General features: G+C 67.6%; 14 protein-coding genes. 6 read left to right on the plus strand and 8 right to left on the minus strand.

Annotated features, from left to right (window positions below; genetic code table 11):
• Positions 1-63: 63 nt before the first annotated feature.
• Both ABE463_RS07640 and ABE463_RS07645 read right to left on the minus strand, forming a co-directional pair.
• Positions 64-2,859 (minus strand): PAS domain-containing protein, encoded by a 2,796-nt coding sequence (locus ABE463_RS07640; RefSeq protein WP_346467735.1) that lies wholly within the window; start codon positions 2,857-2,859, stop codon positions 64-66.
• Positions 2,860-2,989: 130 nt separating this feature from the next.
• Complete coding sequence (locus ABE463_RS07645) at positions 2,990-4,057, minus strand: SDR family oxidoreductase (protein ID WP_346467808.1); 1,068 nt, start codon at positions 4,055-4,057, stop codon at positions 2,990-2,992.
• Positions 4,058-4,140: 83 nt separating this feature from the next.
• On the opposite strand from ABE463_RS07645, the gene ABE463_RS07650 reads away from it, so the two are divergent.
• Genes ABE463_RS07650 through ABE463_RS07660 form a run of 3 tightly spaced genes read left to right on the plus strand, consistent with a single transcriptional unit; the run spans position 4,141 to position 6,380 of the window.
• The gene (locus tag ABE463_RS07650) at positions 4,141-4,521 is read left to right on the plus strand and encodes a helix-turn-helix domain-containing protein (protein WP_346467736.1); all 381 of its coding nucleotides are present in this window, start codon (positions 4,141-4,143) and stop codon (positions 4,519-4,521) included.
• Positions 4,522-4,578: 57 nt separating this feature from the next.
• A complete protein-coding gene (locus ABE463_RS07655) occupies positions 4,579-5,610 on the plus strand; it encodes a histidine kinase (protein WP_346467737.1) in 1,032 nt (343 codons plus the stop codon).
• Positions 5,607-6,380, plus strand: a complete 774-nt coding sequence (locus tag ABE463_RS07660) for a LytTR family DNA-binding domain-containing protein (protein WP_346467738.1) — start codon at positions 5,607-5,609, stop codon at positions 6,378-6,380. The genes ABE463_RS07655 and ABE463_RS07660 overlap by 4 nt, the downstream gene beginning before the upstream one ends.
• Here the strand turns inward: ABE463_RS07660 and ABE463_RS07665 are convergent.
• The 3 genes from ABE463_RS07665 to ABE463_RS07675 all read right to left on the minus strand — a co-directional run bounded on the left by ABE463_RS07665 (position 6,289) and on the right by ABE463_RS07675 (position 8,401).
• Complete coding sequence (locus tag ABE463_RS07665) at positions 6,289-6,768, minus strand: hypothetical protein (protein ID WP_346467739.1); 480 nt, start codon at positions 6,766-6,768, stop codon at positions 6,289-6,291. The genes ABE463_RS07660 and ABE463_RS07665 overlap by 92 nt on opposite strands.
• Positions 6,769-6,777: 9 nt before the next feature.
• On the minus strand, positions 6,778-7,692 hold the full coding sequence (locus tag ABE463_RS07670; protein WP_346467740.1) for a serine hydrolase domain-containing protein: 915 nt from the start codon (positions 7,690-7,692) through the stop codon (positions 6,778-6,780).
• Between the two features lie 115 nt (positions 7,693-7,807).
• Positions 7,808-8,401 (minus strand): TetR/AcrR family transcriptional regulator, encoded by a 594-nt coding sequence (locus ABE463_RS07675; protein WP_346467741.1) that lies wholly within the window; start codon positions 8,399-8,401, stop codon positions 7,808-7,810.
• Between the two features lie 111 nt (positions 8,402-8,512).
• Between ABE463_RS07675 and ABE463_RS07680 the strand changes: the two genes are divergently transcribed.
• Both ABE463_RS07680 and ABE463_RS07685 read left to right on the plus strand, forming a co-directional pair.
• Positions 8,513-9,721 carry an MFS transporter gene (locus tag ABE463_RS07680; protein ID WP_346467742.1) on the plus strand — a complete coding sequence of 403 codons (1,209 nt, stop codon included), beginning with the start codon at positions 8,513-8,515 and terminating at the stop codon, positions 9,719-9,721.
• 40 nt (positions 9,722-9,761) lie between these two features.
• Entirely contained in the window at positions 9,762-10,955 is a 1,194-nt protein-coding gene (locus ABE463_RS07685; protein ID WP_346467743.1) for an MFS transporter, read from the plus strand.
• Between the two features lie 213 nt (positions 10,956-11,168).
• Here ABE463_RS07685 and ABE463_RS07690 read toward each other — a convergent pair whose 3' ends face one another.
• Complete coding sequence (locus ABE463_RS07690) at positions 11,169-11,342, minus strand: hypothetical protein (RefSeq protein ID WP_184997192.1); 174 nt, start codon at positions 11,340-11,342, stop codon at positions 11,169-11,171.
• Between the two features lie 25 nt (positions 11,343-11,367).
• The gene (locus tag ABE463_RS07695) at positions 11,368-11,508 is read right to left on the minus strand and encodes a hypothetical protein (RefSeq protein WP_184997194.1); all 141 of its coding nucleotides are present in this window, start codon (positions 11,506-11,508) and stop codon (positions 11,368-11,370) included.
• A 198-nt stretch (positions 11,509-11,706) separates the two neighbouring features.
• On the opposite strand from ABE463_RS07695, the gene ABE463_RS07700 reads away from it, so the two are divergent.
• Positions 11,707-14,331: an excinuclease ABC subunit UvrA gene (locus ABE463_RS07700; protein WP_346467744.1), complete on the plus strand. Its 2,625-nt coding sequence runs from the start codon at positions 11,707-11,709 to the stop codon at positions 14,329-14,331.
• A gap of 14 nt (positions 14,332-14,345) precedes the next feature.
• Here ABE463_RS07700 and ABE463_RS07705 read toward each other — a convergent pair whose 3' ends face one another.
• Positions 14,346-16,865 carry a sulfite reductase flavoprotein subunit alpha gene (locus ABE463_RS07705; RefSeq protein WP_346467745.1) on the minus strand — a complete coding sequence of 840 codons (2,520 nt, stop codon included), beginning with the start codon at positions 16,863-16,865 and terminating at the stop codon, positions 14,346-14,348.

Genomic DNA, 16,865 nt, shown 5'->3' on the forward strand with positions numbered 1-16,865 from the left:
TGTCGAATCAAGGGCGTGCACTACGTTCCAGGACTCCGGAATTCGATTCCCGGAGTCCTCGCGTCAGCGCACCTCGGCAAGCACCGCGCGCACTCGCAGGGCCAACTCCTCCAGCGTGAACGGCTTGCCGATCAGGTGGACGCTGGGGTCCAGTACGCCGTCGTGCTCCAGCGCATTGCGGCTGTAGCCGGTGGTGAACAGCACTTTCAGATCCGGCCGTCGCTTGAGTGCCTCATCGGCCAGCTGCCGCCCGTTGACCTCGGGCATCACCACATCGGTGAACAACAGCGCGATGTCCGGATGGCTGTCGAGCAGCGCCAGCGCCGCGGCGGCACCCTCGGCGGCGAGCACCGGGTAGCCCAGCTCGCTCAACGCATCGATGGAGAACTGGCGGACGCCGGGCTCGTCTTCCACGATCAACACACGTTCGCGGCCCCCGCTCAGCGGAGCGGTACCGCTGGTTGTCGGCGAAGGCGCGGCGGCGATGTCGGCCATGAGGCGCGGCAGATACAGGGTCACCGTTGTTCCCTGCCCGACGGCAGAGCGGATCTTCACGTGACCGGCCGACTGTTTGACGAAGCCATACACCTGCGACAGGCCAAGCCCCGTGCCTTGTCCCACCTTCTTCGTTGTGAAGAACGGATCGAATGCCTTGGCGATGACCTCCGGCGGCATGCCGCTGCCGTTGTCGGTGACGGTGATCAGAACGTACTGGCCGTCGGGAACATCCGCCGGCGCGGAGGCTGTGCCCGCCGTGATCTCGCCGTTGGCGGTTTCCACCGTGAGGCGCCCACCGCCAGGCAGCGCATCGCGCGCATTGACGGCCAGGTTGAGAATCACGTTCTCCAGCTGATTGGCATCGGCGAACGTCCGCCACGGGTCGGCGGCCAGTACGGTCTGCAAGCGGATGCTGCTGCCCAGGGAATGCACCAGCAGGTCGGACATGCCTGCCACCAGCTGGTTCACATCCAATGGCACCGGCTGCAATGGCTGCTGGCGCGAGAACGCCAGCAACCGCTGGGTGAGCTGTGCCGCCCGGGTGGCGCCATCGATGGCCATGTCGATGTAGCGCTTGGCGCGCGGGTCGTTGTCGCCGAGCCGCATCGCCAGCAGATCCAGCGGGCCGATCACGGTCGCCAGCATGTTGTTGAAGTCGTGGGCGATACCGCCGGTGAGCTGGCCGACGGCCTCCATCTTCTGACTCTGCCGAAGCGCATCTTCCACGCGGGTGCGCTCGGCGACCTCTTCGAGCACGCGGCTTTCCAGGTGCTCGTTCAATTCTTTCAGGCGCGCATCGGCGATCTTGCGCGCGGTGATCTCGATCACCACCCCCACCACGCGCACGCAGCGGTCGCCCTCGAAGTGACCGCGGCCTTTGGCTGCGACCCAGCGAACGACGCCGTCCTCTTTGCCGATCGTGCGGTACTCCACGTCGTAGAGGGCACGCTGCACCGGGTCGGCTGCGGCGGCGAAGGCGGCCAGGGTCGCTTCGCGGTCGTCGGGGTGGATGCCGTCGTTGAAGTCACGCAGTGACACCGGGACATCGGGAGAGATGCCGAACATCGCCTTGGTCCGGGGCGGCCAGATCAACGCATCGCGGACCAGGTCGACATCCCAGAAGCCCATGTCGCCTGCCTCGGTGGCAAAACGCAGGCGCTCCTCGCTTTTGGCCAGGGCGGCCTCGGCGGCTTCACGTACGGTCAGGTCCAGCATCGCGCCGATCATCCGCAGCGGTTCGCCGCCTCTGCCCCGCAGGACGGTCCCGCGGTCGAGCACGGAGGCGAAGCTGCCATCGGTGCGTCGGAACCGGTATTCGTTGTTCCACGCGGTGCCGTCGCCTTCGATCACGGCATGGATATCCGCATCGACGCGCGCACGGTCATCGGGGTGGATATGGTCCAGCCACCACTGCGCACTGGTTTCACTAAGCGCATGGCCGAACAGGGTGGTCAGCGCCTCGTTCCAGATCACGTGGCCATCGGAGATACGCCAGTCCCAGATCGCATCGTTGGTGGCGTGGGCCGCCAGCCGGTAGCGCTCTTCCGCCTCCAGATGACGGGCTTCGGCGGCCTTGCGGTCGGTGATGTCCAGTGACGTGCCGACCAGCCCGATCACCGTGCCGTCGGGGTCGCGAAGCGGCGACTTGGTCGACAACCAGTGGGCGCGCCGGCCATCGCGGAAACTCACTTCTTCTTCCAACTGCTCGGTCTGCCCACTGGCCATGACCCGTTCGTCGGTAGCCATGACGGTGGCGGCCTGCACAGGATCGGCAAGCAGCTCGGCATCGGTACGGCCCACGTAGGCGTCGGGCGGCAGGCCGATCAGATCGGTGGTGCCGCGGTTGCCGATCAGGATCCGGCCCTGCCGGTCCTTGGCGTAGACCACGCCGGGCGCCGCTTCGACGAAGGAACGCAACAGGGTCTGTGCCTGATCGCGTTCGGCCTCCACGCGGCGGCGTTCATCGATATCGATCAGGACGCCCGGAAACCCGACCGCGTTGCCCTGGGCGTCCAGGTCGACACGGCCGATGGCCTCGATCCAGCGGTAAGCACCGTCCGGACCGCGGGTCCGGTACTGGTGGGCATAGCGCCCGCCGCGGCGGACGGCTTCGTCGATCGCCTGCGTCAGCCCCTGGCGATCGTCCGGGTGAACCACGGAGACCACCTGCTCCAGGCGCAGTTCGCTGCGGGCCAGCGCCGGGTCCAGGCCATGTGCCTGGGCGAGTGCATCGTCGACGGTGAGGCTGTCCTGGGCAACATCCCAGAACCAGGTGCCGATGATCGCGCCAGCGGCCAGCGCCAGCTTGACGCGCTCGGCATCACGTTCGCCGTGGGTACCGGTGGAGGGTGAGGAGCTCAAGCGGTACCTGCGATCAGGGGGGGCGGTCAGGCTCCCAGGTCTCCCGGACTGCAGGCGACCCGAGGCAGCCGCCATAGCGTATCGCTGCGGGGGGCCGCTGTGGAACCCTCTCAGCGTTGGTGGCAGCGCTTCAGGGAATCAACCTGGCCGCCCGCAGCCTGGCGAACAGCGCAAAGAAGGCATCGTCGCTGGGCTGGTAATCCAGGAACCCCATCCGGCGGCTCTTGGACATGTCCGTGATCACCTCCAGCGGGCGCCCGAGATCGGCATCGGTGTGCCAGGGAGAGATCAGCCGGTGGATATCCGGCTCTGCCAGACCGTGCGTGGCGGCCAGTGCAGACCATGGCGCAGCATCGTTGGCCATCTGCACCGCCAGCGGCTGCACCTCACCGCTGAACGGCACGGCCTCGATATCGAACCACGCGGCGATCCGGCCCCACATCCAGCGCCAGCGGAATACATCGCCGTTGACCACGTTGAAGGCCTGATTGGCCGCCGCCGGGGTCCGGGTGGCCCACAGCAGGTGCCGTGCCAGCACGCCGGCATCGGTCATGTCGGTCACCCCTTCCCACTGCGCGCGCGAGCCCGGGAACTGGAACGGGCGCCCGGTGTGGCGGCACAGGGTGGCATGCACGGCCACCGTGGTGCCCATGTTCATGGCATTGCCGACCGCCGCACCGATCACCGTATGCGGGCGATGCACGCTCCAGTGAAACCCATCGCGCGCGGCGGCGGCGAACACCTCGTCTTCCTGTGCGTAGTAGAAATTGTCCACCGGCAGGCGCGGTTGTTCTTCACGGAATGGGGTCTGCGGCAGGTTGCCCTGCGCATAGGCTTCGAACGGCCCCAGGTAGTGCTTCAGGCCCGTGACCAGTGCTACATGCTGCACCGTGCCGGCCGGCTGCAGTGCATCCAGCAGATGGCGCACCATCGCGCTGTTGACCCGGATGTTCTCGGCCTCGTTGGCCTGCCGGGACCAGGTGGTGATGAACACATGCGTGGGTGCCAGTCCGGAAAGCGCTTCACGTGTGGCCTGGGCATCACGCAGATCAGCCGAAACGCCGTGGGCGCCCGCCGGCAAAGACGCGGGCCGACGCGCCAGGCCATGCACCTCCCAGCCTTCCTGCAGCAACTGCTGGATCAGCGCACTGCCGACGATCCCGGTGGCACCCACCACCAACGCTTTCTGCCTCACGATGTTGCCTCTTTCATTGCTTTACAGGCGCACACCTTAGGATATCGAGGTACGCCTCGAAAGAAGGCACCAAACGGTAACCACACATGAAAGCCGGCAGTCCCGAAGAACACTGGCAGGAGGATTGCGCGCCCCGGCGGGTGCTGGAGCTGTTCAGCACCAAGTGGACCTCGATGGTGCTGCATACCCTGGCCGTGCGCCACGACGGCACGGCCCGCAGCAACACCCTGCACCGCAGCCTGCCGGCCATTTCGAAGAAAATGCTGATCCAGACCCTGCGCGACATGGAGCATGCCGGGATCGTGCTGCGCACCGAGTACCCCACCGTGCCGCCCTCGGTGGAGTACTCGCTGACCCCGCTGGGGCGGCAACTGGTGGAACCGATCGAACTGATCTACGACTGGGCGCGCCGCAACGCCAGCGCCCTGGACGCGCTGCAGCCGCGGATGACGTCGCGCCGGCGCTGAGCGGGGGCGGCCAGCCGGATCGGGTAGAGTACGGCTCCCCTCCAGCGGATCGATGCAGTGACCCCACGCTTCTGGCTCCTGCACGTGCTGGGTTGGTCGCTGTTCGCGCTGATCGCCTTCATTGCGCGACCGAGTGAAGCGTCCGTGCCGGACGCGCTTCAGTTCCTGGCGGTGGCTGCGGTCAGCATCGGTGGCCTCCTGGCCAGCTTGGGGCTGCGCTGGTTGTACCGCAAGGTGCAGGCCGACGGCTATGGGGAGCTGCGCTGGCTGGGCATGCTGCTGGTCGCCAGTGTGCTCGCCGCGGTTGGTGTGGACGTGGTGGTGTATCTGCTGCTCTCTTTGCTGGCAGGCCTCTCGCCGGGGCTGGCGGCTCTGCACGATGCACAGCCGATGATCTCGCGTGCGCCACTGCTGGCGCCGGCCTTCATCGCCTGGAGCCTGCTGTATCTGGCCATCAGCCGGCAGACCCGGTTGGCCGAAGCGGCCCGTCACCAGAAGGATCTGCAGCTGGCGCTCAAGGAAGCGCATCTGCAGCGCCTGCTCGGGCATATCAGCCCGCACTTCACCTTCAACACCCTCAACAACATCCGCGCGCTGATCCTCAAGGATCCGGACCTGGCACGTGAGCAGATCACGCGGTTTGCCAGCACGTTGCGTTACCAGTTCACCGGCAGCGAGGACGCGCTGGTGACCGTGGAAGAAGAGATGGCGGTAGTGCGCGATCACCTGAGTCTGGTCGGTCTGCAGTTGGGTGCACGGTTGCGCTACAGCGAGCGGGTGGACGCGGTGGCGCTGCACCGGCAGGTGCCGCGTTTCTGCGTGCAGTTGCTGGTGGAGAATGCCGTCAAGCATGGGCTGGGGCTCAGCAGCACCGGCGGGGATCTGCACGTCGCCATTGCCGCGCCGGCCGGCGGGTTGCGCATCGAGGTGCGCAACAGTGGCCAGCTTCGAGCGCCCGATGGCACCGGCACAGGCTTGAACAATCTCAGGCAGCGGCTGCAGTTGTCCTTCGGCAGCGATGCAGGCCTGAGCCTGGAAGAACAGGGCGACAGCGTCGTCGCCCGTGTCTGGATCGGGAGCGCAGCATGATCGACGCCGTCATCGTCGAAGACTCGGAACTGGCGCGTTTCGAGCTGGAGCACCAGCTCAAGGCGTACCCACAACTGAGTGTGGTTGGCCATGCCGGCGATGTGGATGCCGCCATCGCCTTGATCGAGTCCACCACACCGGACGTGGTGTTCCTGGATATCGATCTGCCCGGCGGTAATGCCTTCGATGTGCTCGCGCGGCTGACCCAGGTGCCGCGCATCGTGTTCACCACTGCCTTCGATGCACATGCGCTCAAGGCCTTCGGCTACAACACCGTGGATTACCTGCTCAAGCCGATCGAGCCGCAGCGGCTGGCGCAGGCCATCCACAAACTGACCGAGGCAGTGGCCGTCACGCCGGTACGGCGTTCGATGGACAGCCCGATCTTCATCAAGGATGGCGAGCAGTGCTACCTGGTCAAGCCGCGCGACGTGCGGGTGATCGAGGCGGTCGGCAACTACAGCCGGGTCTACTTCCAGCAGCACGCACCGCTGCTGTATCGCCCGCTGGGCGCGATTGAAACGCAGCTGGCACCGGAGAAGTTCTTCCGGGCCAACCGCCAGTACATCGTCAACCTGGATTACGTGGAGCAGGTGGCGCCCTGGAGCAATGGCGGGCTGATGCTCACCCTGCGCGGCGGGCTCGAAGTGGAGGTCTCCCGCCGCCAGAGCGCGCGCTTCAGGGATGTGCTGAGCCTGCAGCCGGGGCGGTCACGGCCGGCGCACGGTAGCCGACGGTATCGCCCATCAGGCGGTCGTGCACGGTCATGACCGCGCGGCCGTCGTCGGCAGTGGCGAAGCTCAGGGCATCCAGACCGCCATCGAAGTAGTAACGGCCATCGGTGCCGGGGCTGACCGCGACCGGCTCCTCCCCTTCGCCCTGGCGAAGCAGCTGCAGGTGACCATCGACCAGCGACAGCACCCGCACGTCATCGTCGGCCAGCACGTAGCGGCCGAGCCAGACGGCGTCCTTCGCACTGGGTGCCACGGTGGCCGCATACGGGACATCGGCGGCAATCGCGGCCAGGCGTACGGTCAGCGTGGTCGGATCGAGAAACTCCGCATTGGTCAGCACCGTGGCGAACACATCCGGTGCCTTGAGCTGCACCACGTAGCTGTTGAAGCCGTTGATGAAGCCGCCATGCTCCACATCGGCCACGCCCTGTACCTAGCCGATGATCCAACCGAAGCCGTACGGCGATGCCTTGCCGTCGGCCAGCGCGGTCTTGCTCATGGCCTGCGCCAGCAACGCGGCGGGTACGAGCGTGCCGTCGCGCAGTGCCTGGTGCCAACGTGCGAGATCGTCCACCGTGCTGATCAGGCCACCCGCGCCCTGGGGCTGGGTCATGCTGATGAAGTCCGCGTTCTGCAGCACGCCCTGCGCTTTCCGATAGCCATGCGCACGGCCCGGGATGATGGCCAGGTGGGTGTCATAGCGGGTGTGCTGCATGCCCAGCGGCTGGAAGATCGCCTGCTGCATGTATTCGGCATAGGACTGGCCGGACAGGCGCTGGATCAGGTGGGTCAGCACGATGTAGTTGGAGTTGCTGTAGCGGAACCGCGTGCCGGAGGCGAACTCCAGCGGCAGATCCTTGAAGTAGCCGATCAGGCTGAGCGCATCGGCCTCCTCGCGACGCGCGGCCCGCGATGCCGGAATGCTGCTGACGTTCTTGATGCCGGAGGTATGGGTGAGCAGCTGCTGGACGGTTACCTTGCCCATCGGGCCTGCCAGGCTTGGGTCCAGCGTGTCGAGCGGGGCATCCAGGCGCAGCGTGCCGGCCTGCACCAGCTGCAGCACGGCAACGGCGGTGAACTGCTTGGTCACCGAGGCCAGCCGCAGCGTGGCCTCCGGTCGCATCGCCACGCCATTCTCGATATCGGCCATGCCATAGGCCCGGCGCAGCAGGACCTGGTCGCCCTGGGTCACCAGGACCACGCCGCCCGGCTGCTGGTCCTTGAAGAACGCATCGGCCTCGCGGACCAGCGCCGCTGTCCGGTCCGTGGCCGGGGCAGCGTTCTTTGCCGCGGTCGGGCCGCTCATCACCAGCGCCGATGCCATCAGCACAACACCCAGAATCTTCATGCGTCCTCTCCTTCAGTAGATGGGAGAAGCGTAGGGGTGGCCCTGCGATCACATGGAGCGATATATGACCTGCGGTCAGGGACTGGATCCAATGGCGGCCTGACCGGATGAGCGGTCAGTGCTGTGGGGTGACCCGCAGCCCACGCAGCAGCAGGTCGAGCGCCGCCACGCTCTGTGCCAGCCGCGCATCGCCATCGTCGCCATCGGCGATCCAGAACGCTGCCTCGGCCAGGCTGCCGTACACCAGCGAGGCGAGGGCCTGCGGGTTGGCCTCGGCGACCACGCCCTGATCGATCAGGCAGGCGAGCAGGCGCTGCATGGAATCGATGCAGTGGCGCTGCGATTCCGGCGAGGCACCGCCCAGTACCGCGCGCGCGTCGCGCAGGACAATGCGCTGGATGGTCGGCTCCAGTGCCATCTCCAGGTACCCCATGCAGCGCAGACGAAAGCCCACCCACGGGTCCTCGGCGGCGTCGGAGATGGCCTTGAGGCGGTCGTCCATCTCGGCGTCGATCTGATCGACGACGGCCGCGAGCAGGCCCTGCTTGTCACCGAAGTGGTGATACAGCGCGCCACGGGTGAGTCCGGCCTGCGCGGTGAGATCGTCCATGGAGGTCTCGGCGTAGCCACGCGCGCTGAAGACCGCGCGGGCGGTGGCCAGCAGCGTGGCACGGGTCTGCTCCATGTCGGCGCGGGTGCGGCGAACCATCATCATCTCCTTACATACGTGACGGATGATTGTTTACATCCGATGCGTATGTATATAGGATTTTAAACATACGATGTGTATGTAAGTGGCGCAAAGGCAGTGCAGAGAACCGTGACCAACCCCTATCGACAGCTGTTCGCAGCCCCGGGCAGCCTCGGCTTCGCGTTGGCCGGCCTGCTGGCGCGGCTTCCCTTGCCCATGACCGGCATCGGCATCATTACGCTGCTCGCCCAGGTGCGGGGCAGCTATGCCCTGGCCGGCGCGGTGGCGGCCACCTTCGTGCTGACCTACGCGCTGCTCTCACCGCAGGTCTCCCGTCTCGTCGACCGGCATGGACAGCGCCGGGTACTGCCGCTGGCCACCGGCGTCAGCGTGGCCGGGCTGCTGCTCCTGCTCGGCGCCTCGTGGTGGGAGGCGCCGACCGCGCTGCTCTTCGTCGGCGCACTGCTGGCCGGCGCGATGCCCAGCATGTCCGCGATGGTGCGCGCGCGCTGGACCGCGATCTATCGCGGCCAGCGGCAGCTGCAGACCGCGTACGCGCTGGAAACCGTCTTCGATGAGGTCACCTTCATCGCCGGGCCGCCGCTGTCGATCGGCCTGGCGGTCGCGGTGCTTCCCCACGCCGGTGTACTCGCCGCTGCGGTGCTGTTGCCGATCGGCGTGCTGGTCTTGATCGCCCAGCGCCGGACGGAGCCGCTCATCGAGGCAGTCCTGCCGACCGCCATGCGCGACGGGTCTGTCATGCACCTGCCCAGCGTGCGCTGGCTCGCGCTGTTGATGGTCGCCATGGGCGTGATCGTGGGCACGGTGGATGTCGTCAGCGTCGCCTTCGCCGCGCACGTTGGCCAGCCGGCGGCCGCGAGCCTGGTGTTGTCCGCCTATGCCGCCGGCTCCTGCCTGTCCGGGGTAATGTTCGGCGCCTTGAAGCTGCCGGCGCCGTTGCACCGCTGGTTGCTGCTGGGCGGTCTGGCGACCGCACTGACGACACTGCCGCTGTGGTGGGCAGGCAGCCTGTTCGGCTTGGGCGCGGCGGTGTTCGTGGCCGGCGTGTTCTTCGCACCGACCATGATCGTGGCGATGTCGCTGATCGAGCAACAGGTGCCGGCGCGTCAGTTGACCGAAGGCATGACCTGGCTGCTGGCGGCATTGAACGTCGGTGTCGCATTGGGTGCCGCCGCGTCCGGCCAGTGGGTGGATGCCCATGGGGTGCGCGCGGGATTCCTCATCGCGGTGTGTGCCGGCGGCGCGGTGCTGCTGGCCGCGATGTCCGCGCATCGCAGGTTGCGTCTGCCCCCGGCACACGCCTCGGGGGATGCCTGATGCAATTACCTGGAACACTCACACCACACGGAGCTGCAGCATGACGCCCCCCCTTCCCGGACGACAGCCCGATGCACGCCACCCCTGGTGGGCGGTCACCGCCGTGAGTCTGGCCACGTTCTCGGTCGTGACCACCGAGATGCTGCCGGTCGGGCTGCTGACCCCGATCGCCGACGCCCTGCAGGCCAGCACCGGCACCGCAGGCCTGATGGTCTCGCTGCCGGCGTTGCTGGCGGCGTTGTTCGCCCCGCTCGTGGTCATCGCCTCCGGCCGGCTGGACCGACGCGCGCTGCTGTGCGGGCTGCTGGGCCTGCTGGTGATCGCCAATCTGGGCGCGGCCTTCGCACCCACGCTGGGCTGGATGCTGGCGGCGCGCGTGTTGGTCGGGTTGTGCATGGGCGGCATCTGGGCGATTGCCGGCGGGCTGGCCATGCGGCTCGTGCCGACGCGATCGGTCGGTCTGGCCACCTCGCTCATCTTTGGCGGTGTGGCGGCGGCCTCGGTGCTGGGCGTTCCCCTCGGCGCCTTGATCGGTGAGCTGTTGGGATGGCGCTGGGCCTTCGGCAGCATGGCCCTGCTCAGCGCTGCGGTACTCGGCCTGCACTGGGCTGTCGTGCCCAGGCTGCCGTCCACCCATACCACCACCGTGCGCCAGTTCGGTGAGCAGCTGGGCAACCGGGGGCTGCAGCTCGGGCTGCTGCTGACCCTGCTGCTGGTCGCCGGACACTTCACTGCCTTCACCTTCGTGCGGCCGATGCTCATGACAGTCTCAGGATTCGACGCGCGCTGGGTGGGGCTGCTGTTGTTCTGCTACGGCGCTGCCGGGATGGCCGGGAATTTCCTCGCGGGCATTGTGGCGGCGCGATACACGGCACCGACGGTGGTGCTGATCGCGGCGGGCCTGGTGCTGGCGCCGCTGCTGTTTCTGTCCATCGGTGACGCGCGCGCCGGCGGTGCCATCGCGCTGATCGCGTGGGGGCTGGCCTACGGCGGCGTATCGGTCGGGTTGATGACCTGGATGATGAAGGCTGCGCCCGGCGCGGTGGAGGTGGCTTCCGCGGCCTACGTCGGCGTCTTCAACATCGGTATCGCGTCGGGCGCATGGCTGGGCGGTCAGGCGCTCGACCGGCACGGTTTGAGCGCCAATCTCTGGCTGGCCGGCGGCTTCGCGGCGACCGCAGTGCTGGTGTGCGTTGTGGGGCGCCGGCTGCAACGACCCGCCCGGGTGATCTGAGCCGGGGCGTGCATGCCGCACCGATGCGTTGAAACGCCCCGGATGTGCCATGCTGCGGAACATCCAACCGGGAACGCTGCCATGGCCAAGGGCCTGAACAAGCAGAAAGAAACGAAAAAGAAGCCTGCCAAGACGGCGAAGGAAAAGAAGGCCGAGAAGAACGAAAAGAAGACCACCCGCGGTTTCGCACCGGTCTGATCGATCCCGGCACGTCTAGAGCGTGCTGGAATCCACAAGCTGGCGACCGGCCTGGGTCAGGTCGATGTCGCCATCTTCGGCCTGGGCTGCATAGCCGGCCTTCACCGCCCAGTTGGCGTCCTCGTCACTGACCGGCCGCGTGGCATTGATGTCATCGAGGATGCGGCGCTGTTCGTCGGTCAATGGCATTCGGCAGTCCTCCCGGCAGCGTCGCTCATGGCGCAGGGGCATCCACGCTGATCACGCGCTGGGCCAGCCGGGCGCGTTTGGCCCGCCGATGATTCACCCACCACACCAGCCCCGGCAGGCCGTAAAGCAGTGCACCGGCGAGCAGGAAGATTTTCAAGGCGGTCATGGCGGTCTCTCTCCGTACGGCGTGGCGTGTTGGCGGCAATCCACCGCACTCCCAGCGGTAGTTCAGCGCAATCGCTGTGAAGGTGCTGTTCCCTTCTTCACTCTCGCACGTTCGGACCGGCGTGGCCGGTGCCGGATCAACGCGCCCTTCACGGGCCCTCACCGGCGGTGAGCCAGTGCGGTTCGCTATCCTGCGCCCATGAAGAAGCCAGCGCGTCGTACCCCGCCCAGCACCGCCGTCGTCCGCGTCCGCGGCGCACGCGAACACAACCTCAAGAACGTGGATGTCGACATCCCGCGCGATGCGCTGGTGGTGTTCTCCGGCATCTCCGGTTCGGGAAAGTCATCGCTGGCGTTCGGCACGCTCTACGCCGAGGCACAGCGCCGCTACCTGGAATCACTGTCGCCGTATGCGCGCCGGCTGATCGACCAGGTCGGCGTGCCGGATGTGGATGCGATCGAAGGGCTGCCGCCGGCCGTGGCCTTGCAGCAGCAGCGCGGCACGGCCAGCGTGCGCTCCAGCGTCGGCAGCGTGACCACGCTGTCGAGTCTGCTGCGGATGCTGTACTCGCGCGCCGGTACCTATCCGGCCAAGCAACCCATGCTGTACGCCGAAGACTTCTCGCCGAACACGCCGCAGGGCGCCTGCCCGAACTGCCACGGCCTGGGCTACGTGTATGAGGTGACCGAGCAGTCCATGGTACCCGATCCGTCGCTGAGCATCCGCGAGCGCGCCATCGCCGCATGGCCGCCGGCGTGGCACGGGCAGAACCAGCGCGACATCCTGGTCACGCTTGGCTACGACGTGGATGTTCCCTGGCGCGATCTACCGAAAAAGCAGCGCGACTGGATCCTGTTCACCGAGGAACAGCCGGTGGTGCCGGTGTATGCCGGCTTCACCCCGGCCGAAACCCGCGCCGCCGTGCGTCGCAAGGAGGAGCCCAGTTACATGGGCACCTTCAGCGGAGCCCGCCGTTACGTACTGCATACCTTTGCCACCACGCAAAGCGCGATGATGAAAAAGCGCGTGGCACGTTACATGATCGGCGCAAAGTGCCCGGTCTGTGATGGCCGCCGGCTGAAGCGCGAAGCGCTCTCGGTGACCTTCGCCGGCATGGATATCGGCACGTTGTCGCAACTGCCGCTCAGCGCCATGGCACAGGCATTGCGTCCGGCGGCAGAGGGGCATTTCGAGGTAGCGGCAGCAACCGCCACGCGCAGCCGCAGCGCCGGCAAGCAGGCCACGGCCAAGCGGGTAGCTGCCGGTGGCAACGCGCACGCCGGCGGCAGCGACGTACGTAGGACGCCGGATCTGTCCGAAGAGAAACGCATCGCGGCCCAGCGCATCGCGCACGATCTGGTCGAACGGATCGGCACGCTGCAATCGCTCGGTCTGGGCTATCTGTCGATGGACCGCGCGACCCCGACGCTGTCGCCGGGCGAACTGCAGCGCTTGCGCCTGGCCACGCAGATCCGCTCCAGCCTGTTCGGCGTCGTGTACGTGCTCGATGAGCCCACCGCCGGCCTGCATCCCGCCGATGGCGAGGCCCTGTACGACGCACTGGCCCAGCTCAAGGCTGGCGGCAACACGCTGTTCGTGGTGGAACATGATCTCGAGATGCTGCGCCGCGCGGACTGGTTGGTGGATGTCGGCCCGGGTGCGGGTCAGCACGGCGGCCAGGTGCTCTACAGCGGTCCGCCCGACGGCCTGCGCACGATCAAGGCCTCGGCCACGGCGCCGTATCTGTTCCAGGACGCCGCCGGTCCGCGCCGCACGCCGCGCGCGCCGTCCGGCTGGCTGGGCCTGCAGGGCGTTCACCGCAACAACCTGCATGGCGTGGATGCACGCTTTCCACTTGGGGCGTTCACGGCGGTGACCGGTGTCTCCGGCTCGGGCAAGTCGAGTCTGGTCAGCCAGGCGCTGGTCGAGCTGGTCGGCGAGCACCTGGGGCAGGAGCCGGTCATCGAAGAGACCGACACCGACCTGCCGCAGCCCAGCCGCATCGAACGCACCCGTGGCCGGTTGAGCGGGGCCAAGGCGATCAAGCGTCTGGTCAACGTCGACCAGAAACCGATCGGGCGGACGCCGCGCTCCAACCTGGCCACCTACACCGGCCTGTTCGATCATGTGCGCCGTCTGTTTGCCGGCACCCGCTCGGCCAAGGCACGCCGCTACAGCGTGGGCCGCTTCTCGTTCAACGTCGCGGCAGGCCGCTGCGAAACCTGCGAAGGCGAGGGCTTCGTCCACGTCGAGCTGTTGTTCATGCCCAGCGTCTACGCGCCATGCCCGACCTGCCATGGGCAGCGCTACAACGCCAAGACGCTGGAGGTGCAGTGGAACGGCCGCAACATCGCGCAGGTGCTGGCGATGACGGTGGAGGAAGCCTTGGCCTTCTTCGCCGAAGAGCCGCCCGTGCAGCGGCCGCTGCAACTGCTGCGGGATATCGGCCTGGGCTATCTGCGCCTGGGCCAGCCCGCCACCGAGCTGTCCGGTGGCGAGGCGCAGCGGATCAAGCTGGCGACAGAGCTGCAGCGCAGCCAGCACGGCAACAGCCTGTACGTGCTGGATGAACCGACCACCGGCCTGCATCCGGCCGATGTGGACAAGCTGATGACGCAACTGCACGGCCTGGTCGATGCCGGCAACACGGTGGTGGTGGTCGAGCACGACCTGCGCGTGGTGGCCGATGCGGACTGGGTGATCGATGTGGGGCCAGGCGCGGGCGAGGAGGGCGGCCGGATCGTGGCCGAAGGCACGCCGGCCCAGGTCAGTCGCGCCAGGCAGGGGGCTACCGCACGCTATCTGCGCCGCTGGTTTCCCTGAGCGGCGCAGGCCCCTCAATACACGTCGCGGCGATAGCGTCCGTCGTTGAGCAGGGCATCGACCGGATCGTCGCCCAGCACCTCGCGCAGCACCGCATCGACCCCTTCGGCCATGCCGTGCAGCGAGCCGCACACGTAGAGGCTGCCGCCCAGATCCACCCACGCGCGCAGTGCCTCCGGCGCGGCACGCAGGCGGTCCTGCACATAGCCGCCGCCGTGGGGATCGCGCGAGAACGCCAGGTCCACCCGGCTCAGATGGCCCTGTGCCTGCCACGCCTCGATCTCCCCGCGGTACAGGAAGTCGTGCGCGCGGGTGCGTTCGCCGAACACCAGCCAATGCCCGCGATCACCACGCGCGTCTGCCTCACGCAGCAGGCTGCGCAAACCGGCGATACCGGTGCCGTTGCCGATCAACAGCATCGGGGCATGTTCGGGATGGCGATGGAACCCGCTGTTCGGGCGCACCCGGGCGCAGATGATGTCCCCATCAGCGGCATGTACGCACAGCCAGCCCGAGCCAAGGCCGTGGCGGCCATCGGGCAGGTCGGTCAGCCGGATCACCAACTGCACGACGTCATCGCTGGGGATCGAGGCCATGGAGTACTCGCGATGCGGCAGCGCCGGCAGACGCGCCAGCCAGCGTGCGGCATCGGTCGTTGCAGTGGTATCAAACGCCTCCGCGGTCTGCTCCGGCAGCACCCGCGCGGCGGCGGCCTCGGCCAGCGTCGTGATGCGTCCATCCACCGTCACCGGTGCCTGCGGATCCAGACCGTTGCGGGTGAGCACGGCCAGCACCTGTGCCTGCCCATGGCGCGGTGCGATCTCCAGAATGTCACCGGCCTGCCAGTGGGTGTGTGCCGGCGGCCGCAGTGACACTTGCCAGATGGCCCCGGCGGCGCTGCCGGGATTGAGCTGCGCGCGCGCGTCCAGCGCCCACGGTTGCAGGTCGACCGGCGCGGGCAGCGGCGTGTGGTCCTCCACCCCGGTCACCGTGGCCAACTGCTGCTGCCACTGCCCCAGCGCGACGGCATCGGTGCGGTCCATCTCGATGCTGGCAAACAGGCGCTGGGCGCCCTGCGTGGCCAGCCAGGTGTCCACCTGCCGCGAGAAGCCACAGAAACGCGCGTACTCGCGGTCGCCCAGCCCCAGCACGGCGTATGCCAGCCGCTGCAGTGACCTGGATGACATCAGTACCTGTCGCTCGAACGCACGCGCGGCATCGGGCGCTTCACCATCGCCGAAGGTGCTGATGACGAACAACGCCTTGTCCGTGGTGGCCAGCAGTGCCGCGTCCACCTGCGCGAGCGGGCGCACCTGCACCGGCAGGCCGGCCGCCTGCAACTGGGCGGCAGCACGCCAGGCCAGCTGCTCGGCAAACCCACTCTGGCTGGCGAACGCGACCAGCCACGGCTGTCCATTGCCCATGGCCGCGGCGAGAGGCAGGCGTGAGGCACGCACCTCGCGTTTCTTGCGGCGGCGGTCCAGGTACAACATCCAGCCGGTGATGAAGAACACCAGCATGCCCAGGCTGGACAGCATCACGATGATCCGCCCGGGCAGGCCGAAGAAGCTGCCCGAATGCAGCGCGAACATGCTGACGATGATCTTGCCGCCGGAGTTTTTGGCGGCGTATGGCTCCAGCGAGAGCAGCGCGCCAGTCGCCGGATCCAGTTGCACGATGTCCTGCGCGCGGTCATGCGCGGCATCGGCGCCCTGCACGCGGCTGGTGAGCGCGCGGCCGGGCTTGGCCGGGAAGCGCAGATCGATGTAACCGTGGCGAACGCCGTCCAGCGCGTACAGGGTGGCCTGCACCTTGTGCAGATCCAGTGGGCCGCCGCGGGTGCGCGGTTGGCTCTGCTCGGCGCTCGAGCCGCCGAGCAAGGTGGTCACGCTCTTGCGGTACCAGTCGAACGACCACCACAGCCCGGTCAGTGCGATCAGCAGGTACACCAGCAGTACCCAGGTGCCGACCACCGAGTGCAGGCTCCACAGGAAACTGCGCCCCGTGCGCGACCATTCCACTGCCAGCCAGGTGCGCCAGTGCCACCAGCGTCGCGGCCAGCGCAGATACAGCCCGGACAGGCAGAAAAACACCAAGGTGATCGCGCAGCTGCCGGTGATCAGGCGGCCACGTTCGCCGCTGACCAGCTGGCGGTGCAGGTCTTCGACGAAGGCGAAGAACGCCAGCCCCCGCAACCCGGTGAGTACGGTGCCGGTGTACGGATCGAAGTAGCGCCAGTTGGCCTGGCCGCCTTCGAAACGCGCGACCGACAGGCGCTGCCCGGTGGCATCCACGCGCAGCCGCTGCAGCGCGTGCGGCATGTCCTGCTGCAATCGCGGTAGCAGCTCGGTGAGCGCCAGCGGCTGATCACCGGCTGCATGGCGTTCCACCACCTGCGCAAGCGCCGGATTGGCCACGCGCATCAGCTCATCTTCAAAGGACAGCGTGGCGCCGCTCAGCCCCATCACCGCCAGCACGGTGCCGGCGGTGATGCCCAGCAGCCAATGCAGCTGGAAAAGAACGGTCTTCAACAT

Origin of the sequence: Stenotrophomonas sp. TWI819 (genome assembly GCF_039673075.1) — a bacterium.
GTDB lineage: Bacteria > Pseudomonadota > Gammaproteobacteria > Xanthomonadales > Xanthomonadaceae > Stenotrophomonas > Stenotrophomonas rhizophila_B.